Source organism: Weissella sp. DD23 (genome assembly GCF_001579105.1).
Taxonomy (GTDB): Bacteria; Bacillota; Bacilli; order Lactobacillales; family Lactobacillaceae; genus Weissella; species Weissella cibaria.
Genome location: NZ_KQ970397.1, coordinates 15,511 through 21,668 on the forward strand (window position 1 = coordinate 15,511; position 6,158 = coordinate 21,668).

Consider the following 6,158-nt stretch of genomic DNA (forward strand, 5'->3'; position numbering starts at 1 on the left):
CTTTTACTTGTTAAAAGTTAGTTAAAGTAGATATAATAGAGACACTTACTCGAACGGAGAAAAAATAATGGCTAAGAAAAAGTATAAAAACACCATTCGGCATGCCTATGTGTCAGGAGATCCTGATTTAGCGCCAATTTTGTTACTACATGGAACTGGTGGTGATGAAACTGACTTGCTTGAAATTGCTGAATTCTTGGCACCCGAAAACCCTAAGATTTCAATTCGTGGCCGCGTTAGTGAAAATGGCATGAATCGTTATTTTGAGCGTTATGAGGAGGGAGAGTTTAATCTTGAATCGTTGCACGCAGAAACAGATTGGTTAGTTGACGCGGTTCATGAACTGGCTAAGCGTTATGAGCTTCATGAAGAAGCAATGATTATGATGGGCTTCTCAAACGGGGCAAATATCGGCGCTCACGCGATGATGGCCCGTGAAGATACCCCATGGAAGACGGCGTTGCTCTTCCACGCGATGTCTGTTGAACGATTGGAAGAGATTCAAGATTTGACGGATACGCGCGTCTTTGCATCATTTGGTGAGTTTGATCCGATTATCTCAGAGACCAATTTCGATATGCTGACGGAAGATTTGCGCAAGGGTGGCACACTATTGTCGACATTTGCGATTAAGACGTCACACACGATGTCACAACCTGAAATGCAAGCTGCGAAGCTTTGGCTTGATGCCAATGACTTACTTGATGTGGATGATGAGCCAGAATGGCCAGCTTCAATGATGTATGGTGAGGATGAACATGATCACCACCATCACGATGAACACGATCATGATCACCATCACGAAGAGGACGATCATGATTGGCACTACCCAGATGGCCAGCCGGCTGAAGATGAAGATGAGGTAGCCAAGTTGCCCGAAGACTAGTAAAATTATTCACATAAGCGACTGCTTAATTGGTCGGGAAAGTTACTAGTAAAGGGAGATGTCACAATGGCATTTGAAACAACAGTTAAGGTGGTAGGCGATTCAGTAACATATCGCTTCAACCCACAATTAAAGAAATACGCACTTGGTGATACAGGATTTGTCACTAATAATGCAGGGGCGTACGTGATGCAACGTTCACTCGAACCAGCTAAGGGATTAGCAAAGGCTATTAAGCTTAAGGTTGTCGTTGATAAAGATTTATCAGGCGTGAAAATTAAAACGGTTAATCCTAACGGGGCAGCCACGGTGAACATTTTCAACCGCAAAGATAATGCTGAAATGATTGAACTCTATCGTTTCTACTTGAATGAACTGGTTGAACGTGAAATTTTATTTGCTGAATAACAAGAAAACGCAATGGCTAAGGATGGCGCCATTGCGTTTTTATTTATCCAGAACTTAAAGAAACCTTGATATTTGGGCATTTGCAAGGAAAAAGGGATAACTAAAAGTTACGGTATTCTATAAAACGCAACTTATCTTTTGTAATATTAACGTCACAAAAGGTTCAATTAAACCGAATGTTAAGGTAAAATCATGTAAAATTCGCACTTTGGACATAAATTATCTAGTTTTTTAACTGGTTAATCATTTTTGTAGAAAAGTGATTAGAACAATGATTTCGACTAACAATTCGTGCACTGTTGCATCAAAGTGACCTAAAAACAGGCGTTTGAGATAGAGACGTAACGCAACGACTTTTATTTGTAACAGTACGCGCGCTCAGGTTGGTAAACTAATATCTGTTGTTGAGAGGTACACGTGTCACAGTCGCAGAGCAATTTGGCCGCGACTGTTCGAACACATTTGTACATTTATAGATATAGAGTTTTAACCAAGAAGGAGAAATATTCCCCATGAATAAGAAGATGATTACTGCATTGGCTGTTGCTGGTATGGCTACGTTCGCTTTGACTGCTGATGCATCAGCTGACACATACACGGTACAATCAGGTGACACGTTGTCACAAATTGCAGCAAACCACAGCACAACGATCGATACATTGGTCGCAAACAATGCCATTGCTAACGCTAACTTGATTTATGTTGGTGAGCAATTGGAAATCGATGCAGTTGCTTCTAATGCTTCATATGATGCAACGCAAGCTTACGTCGCACCAGTTGTTGCGTCACAAGCGCCAGTTGCAACGGAAGCAGTTGTTGCTTCAGCAGAGCCAGTTGCAACGTCAGTACCAGCTACGGTTGTTGCTTCAGCAGAACCAGTTGTTGCAGCAACGTCAGCTGAAGATACGACAGCTTACACAGCGCCTGTTGCCACAACACCAGTTGCCACGACAACGACTACGGCTGCTGCTTCAGGTTCAACGTATGACCAATTTATTGCCGCTGGTGGAACTGACGCTATGTGGACGGCTATTGTTATGCCTGAATCAGGTGGTAACGTTGATGCCTCAAACGGTCAATACCACGGATTGGGTCAAACTAACCAATCATGGGGTTACGGATCAGTTTCTGAGCAAACTTCAGGTATGTTGAACTACGCAACGTCACGTTACGGTTCAGTTGACAACGCCATTGCCTTCCGTGCAGCTAACGGTTGGTGGTAAGATTTAACCAGATAATAATTAATCGATAACACAAAAGCGCTTAACGAACACATTGTTCGCTAAGCGCTTTTTTTAGTTAACTTGATGGCTTTTTGCGGCGTCAGGAAAGGTTAGCACGGCTCCTGTGACGGGCCACATCCAATACTTTTGATTTGCGATCAATTGCATTTGTAGACTGTAAACCTCTGTGGGAGTGGCCATAATGGTCACGTCCGTGATGTGATCAGTTTGATAACGGCTTGGTACTAAAATTTGTGAGACCAACTGTCGGTCATCGTCAATTAGGATGCCTTCGCCAAGGGCATCATCAGCAAGTTTTACTAAACGTGTCATAAAATTTCTCCGAATTTGTTAGATGTCACGGAATAATTCTTGCCAGGCGGCTTTGTTGAGCTTCGGCTTTTTGCGTCGTGGCTGTCGTGGCTTGGGCGTATAGGTTGCTTTTTTATACTGCCGGACGATTTCAGCCTGGACATCCTTTTCCAGTGGCAGGGAATGTGCCACAAAATCAATGGCATCAACCGGCAAATCTGGGTAGGCAGTGTGGTTATCAATGAACCATTGGCGCATCTCACTGTTTAATCCAGCATGACGCCGGATGCGTTGGAGCAACTCATCCAAACCAAAATCCAAGTGGTGGATTTTGGTTTGCAACTGGCGCATGACGGCTTCAGGAATGCCAATGTGATCCGCAAAATGTGTGATGCCAAGTTTAATAAGTGTACCGTCTTGATTTTGAAGGACGTACTGGTGCTTCAAGCGTCGACCGCAGTCACAATAGAGTTGTGGACCAGTATTCGCATCATAATTATCGTTGTAGTTATAGGCGACAAACTGCCAGGTGCTACCGTGCCCAATTAAATTTTGATCAACAAAAAGCGAAGTGTGCTGATAACGAATGTGCTGTTTCAACACTGCTTGCTGCTCTGACGTTAAATTATGCCAAGTTTCTTGTCGTCGTTCCTTGGTCAGGGAGACTTTTGACGACTTTGCGTGCGTTGCCATGTTTGACACGACCTTTCTAGTCAAAATACATGGTAATTATTATACGCGTTATTGGTAGCCCGCCTCAAGTAGGCGTTGTGAAATAGCAGCATAGACTGTCTCAACATCGCGTGGCGTCCCGCGCAGTTCGTAACTTGCAATCACGGGTGCTTGAAAGGCTACGGCGTACCGACGGGCAGTTAAGATGTACTGGGCGTTGAAATTTTTATTACCAGAGCCGACGATTCCTAATAAATGCTGGCGATTATCACCATATGAAATTTGATCAGCCAAGGCATTGGTCATAATTTCTTTTACGCCGTTATCGATGCCGTTACCACCATCGAGGTAAGTTGGTACAAATGCAAAAAATGGTGCCGTTTCATCTTGATCGAAACTGGCGTCAGAAATCTCGACGGCTTCAAACGTCAAATCATCGTGTTCCGTGGCGTATGTCACGAGATGATTGACGAAAGACCGGGTATTGCCGGAAATTGACGTATATAAAAGACGAACTTTCATGATGTATTCCTCATATATGTTTTTTCTAATACTATTCCTATACAGTAGTTGATTCAACCTGTTTTTGCAAATTTTTCACATAACGGAAAGTTATTTTATAATATTTTTGTAACATTCACGGCGAAGCCTAATACGGCGGTAAATGCCGTTGTCAAGCCCTTTTTTGTTCGATATCAGTCCCTTGCATTCTGTTAGGTTCGTCGCTATACTCAAAAGCAGATATTAACTAATGTCACGAATTAAAAAAGCGAAAGATAAAGGTGAATGATATGCAAAACGTTACTGTATATACGAAGAATAACTGTATTCAATGCATGATGACGAAGAAGACGCTATCTCAATACGGAGTCAGTTATGTTGAGAAGAATGTTGAGGAAGACCCAGCAGCCATGGCTTTCTTGAAGGATCAAGGTTACCAAGCCGTGCCAGTTGTGTTCTCAAATACAGCTGAACCAATCAAAGGCTTCCGTCCTGATTTGTTGGCGGAAGTTGCCAAGGCAATTTAAACAGCTGCTTCATTAGTCGTACACACATGCTACTCAAACGTCGGTGCAGCCATAACGGGTTCCGCTTTACGTTCGGTAGCACAGGGGGAATAATTTATGTCACTAGGAACGCTCGATTTAGACAAAGTATCATACTTTGATCTGAACAATGAATTAAACATTCCAAAGGATAACAGTATCCAACTTGGAAAAGACAAGGAAGCACTAGACGCGTTTATTCGTGAAAACGTCGTGCCAAACACGTTACAGTTTGACAGTTTACGTGATCGCTTTGATTATTTAATTGCACATGATTTTGTTGATCAAAAAATGTTGCAACAATACAGTTTCAATTTCATAACGCGCTTGTATGACTATTTAAAGGCACAAGATTTCCAATTCAAGTCATTCATGGCCGCGTATAAGTTTTACGCACAGTATGCAGTGAAGACCAACGATAGTGAGTATTACGTTGAAAACTATATTGATCGTATTGCGATGAACGCGTTGTTCTACGGTGCCGGTAATGAAGAATTGGCCATGAATTTGGCTGATGAGATGGTTCATCAACGATACCAACCGGCAACACCATCATTTTTGAATGCCGGTCGTTCACGACGTGGTGAATTGGTATCATGTTTTATCCTACAAACAACGGATGATATGAATGCCATTGGTCGTGTGATTAATTCAGCCCTGCAACTGTCAAAAATTGGTGGTGGGGTCGGAATCAACCTTTCAAATTTGCGTGAAGCTGGTGCACCAATTAAGGGCATTAGTAATGCTGCTTCAGGGGTTGTACCAGTCATGAAGTTGTTGGAAGATTCTTTCTCTTACTCAAACCAGATGGGACAACGTAACGGCGCAGGGGTGACTTACCTATCTGTCTTCCACCCGGATATCATGAGTTTCTTGGCAACTAAAAAAGAAAACGCTGATGAGAAAGTTCGCGTGAAGACGTTGTCGCTTGGGGTGACGGTTCCAGATAAGTTCTATGACTTGATTCGCTCAAATGCGGATATGTTTTTGTTCTCACCTTATGATGTTGAACGTGAATATGGTGAGCCATTTAACTACATTGATATTACGGCTGAATACGACAACATGGTTGCAAACCCTAAGATTAAAAAGTATAAGATTCGAGCGCGAGACTTGGAAAATGAAATTTCTAAGATGCAACAAGAGTCAGGCTATCCATATGTGATTAACATTGACACGGTCAATGCTGCCAATCCAATCCACGGCAAAGTGATTTCGTCGAATTTGTGTTCAGAAATTTTGCAGGTTCAAAAAGCTTCTGAGATTGATAATGAGCAACAATACGTCACGATGGGATCAGATGTTTCTTGTAACTTAGGATCAACCAACATCGTGAATATGATGGCGACAACCGACTTTGCCCGTTCTGTTGAAACGATGATGCGTGCCTTGACGTTCGTATCTGATAATTCAGATTTGGATATTGTGCCATCTGTACAAAATGGTAATCGTGAATTGCACGCGGTTGGACTTGGTGCCATGGGCTTGCACGCTTTCTTTGCGAAAAACCACATGTATTATGGTGATGAAGAAGCATTGGACTTTACGAACGTGTATTTCTTGATGCTGAACTACTATACTTTGTTGGCGTCAAATAAGATTGCTAAGGAA

The 6,158-nt window shown here is 42.5% G+C and carries 8 protein-coding genes; 5 read left to right on the forward strand and 3 right to left on the reverse strand.

Going from position 1 to position 6,158, the window contains the following annotated elements; translation table 11 throughout:
• The first annotated feature begins 67 nt into the window (after window positions 1–67).
• The 3 genes from WEIDD23_RS09995 (at window position 68) to WEIDD23_RS10005 (ending at window position 2,517) form a co-directional block, all read left to right on the forward strand.
• Window positions 68–886 (forward strand): alpha/beta hydrolase, encoded by an 819-nt coding sequence (locus tag WEIDD23_RS09995; RefSeq protein WP_010373372.1) that lies wholly within the window; start codon window positions 68–70, stop codon window positions 884–886.
• A 66-nt stretch (window positions 887–952) separates the two neighbouring features.
• A complete protein-coding gene (locus WEIDD23_RS10000) occupies window positions 953–1,294 on the forward strand; it encodes a cysteine desulfurase (protein ID WP_010373371.1) in 342 nt (113 codons plus the stop codon).
• A 512-nt stretch (window positions 1,295–1,806) separates the two neighbouring features.
• Window positions 1,807–2,517: a LysM peptidoglycan-binding domain-containing protein gene (locus WEIDD23_RS10005; protein WP_010373367.1), complete on the forward strand. Its 711-nt coding sequence runs from the start codon at window positions 1,807–1,809 to the stop codon at window positions 2,515–2,517.
• A gap of 72 nt (window positions 2,518–2,589) precedes the next feature.
• Here the strand turns inward: WEIDD23_RS10005 and WEIDD23_RS10010 are convergent, their stop codons facing one another.
• From WEIDD23_RS10010 to WEIDD23_RS10020, 3 genes are read right to left on the reverse strand one after another with little or no spacing between them, the layout of a single operon-like run.
• On the reverse strand, window positions 2,590–2,850 hold the full coding sequence (locus WEIDD23_RS10010) for a hypothetical protein (protein ID WP_010373365.1): 261 nt from the start codon (window positions 2,848–2,850) through the stop codon (window positions 2,590–2,592).
• Between the two features lie 18 nt (window positions 2,851–2,868).
• Window positions 2,869–3,522, reverse strand: coding sequence for a hypothetical protein (locus tag WEIDD23_RS10015; protein ID WP_010373363.1), 654 nt, complete (start codon window positions 3,520–3,522; stop codon window positions 2,869–2,871).
• A gap of 48 nt (window positions 3,523–3,570) precedes the next feature.
• The gene (locus tag WEIDD23_RS10020; protein ID WP_010373362.1) at window positions 3,571–4,023 is read right to left on the reverse strand and encodes a class Ib ribonucleoside-diphosphate reductase assembly flavoprotein NrdI; all 453 of its coding nucleotides are present in this window, start codon (window positions 4,021–4,023) and stop codon (window positions 3,571–3,573) included.
• A gap of 269 nt (window positions 4,024–4,292) precedes the next feature.
• Between WEIDD23_RS10020 and nrdH the strand changes: the two genes are divergently transcribed.
• Window positions 4,293–4,529, forward strand: a complete 237-nt coding sequence (nrdH, locus tag WEIDD23_RS10025; protein ID WP_029237478.1) for a glutaredoxin-like protein NrdH — start codon at window positions 4,293–4,295, stop codon at window positions 4,527–4,529.
• A gap of 96 nt (window positions 4,530–4,625) precedes the next feature.
• Window positions 4,626–6,158: class 1b ribonucleoside-diphosphate reductase subunit alpha (nrdE, locus tag WEIDD23_RS10030; protein WP_062358954.1), on the forward strand; the 1,533-nt coding region annotated here is incomplete at its 3' end.

Coding starts and splice junctions, on each gene's coding strand:
- WEIDD23_RS10020 (WP_010373362.1), bottom strand. CDS start 4,023: ATGAAAGTTCGTCTTTTATATACGTCAATTTCCGGCAATACCCGGTCT.
- WEIDD23_RS10015 (WP_010373363.1), bottom strand. CDS start 3,522: ATGGCAACGCACGCAAAGTCGTCAAAAGTCTCCCTGACCAAGGAACGA.
- WEIDD23_RS10005 (WP_010373367.1), top strand. CDS start 1,807: ATGAATAAGAAGATGATTACTGCATTGGCTGTTGCTGGTATGGCTACG.
- nrdH (WP_029237478.1), top strand. CDS start 4,293: ATGCAAAACGTTACTGTATATACGAAGAATAACTGTATTCAATGCATG.
- WEIDD23_RS10000 (WP_010373371.1), top strand. CDS start 953: ATGGCATTTGAAACAACAGTTAAGGTGGTAGGCGATTCAGTAACATAT.
- WEIDD23_RS09995 (WP_010373372.1), top strand. CDS start 68: ATGGCTAAGAAAAAGTATAAAAACACCATTCGGCATGCCTATGTGTCA.
- WEIDD23_RS10010 (WP_010373365.1), bottom strand. CDS start 2,850: ATGACACGTTTAGTAAAACTTGCTGATGATGCCCTTGGCGAAGGCATC.